This is a genomic window from Stenotrophomonas sp. SrG (assembly GCF_050031795.1).
In the GTDB taxonomy this organism is placed as follows: Bacteria; Pseudomonadota; Gammaproteobacteria; order Xanthomonadales; family Xanthomonadaceae; genus Stenotrophomonas; species Stenotrophomonas rhizophila_A.
In genome coordinates this window covers 1-243 of record NZ_JBNBBE010000916.1, presented here as the reverse complement: position 1 = coordinate 243, position 243 = coordinate 1, and the positions used below count along the sequence as shown (strand labels likewise).

The window sequence follows — 243 nt, the reverse complement described above, 5'->3', positions numbered from 1 at the left end:
TGGTCACCCGTGCGGCTCACTCAGGAGATCTGACTCATGCTCCAGCTGCAGAGCTACCTCGAGGTCGCGGACCATACCGGTGCCACGGAAGTGCTGTGCATCAAGGTGCTGGGCGGCTCCAAGCGTCGCTACGCACACATCGGTGACAGCATCAAGGTCCCCGTGAAGGATGCAATCCCGCGCGGCAAGGTCATGAAGGGTGAAGTGTTCGACGCCGTCGTGGTGCGTACCCGCACGGGTGTG

The 243-nt window shown here is 62.6% G+C and carries 1 protein-coding gene; it reads left to right on the top strand.

Annotated features, from left to right (window positions below):
- Positions 1–36: 36 nt before the first annotated feature.
- A partial coding sequence (locus ACQG3P_RS22160) for an uL14 family ribosomal protein (protein ID WP_426806254.1) occupies positions 37–243 on the top strand: 207 nt, incomplete at its 3' end.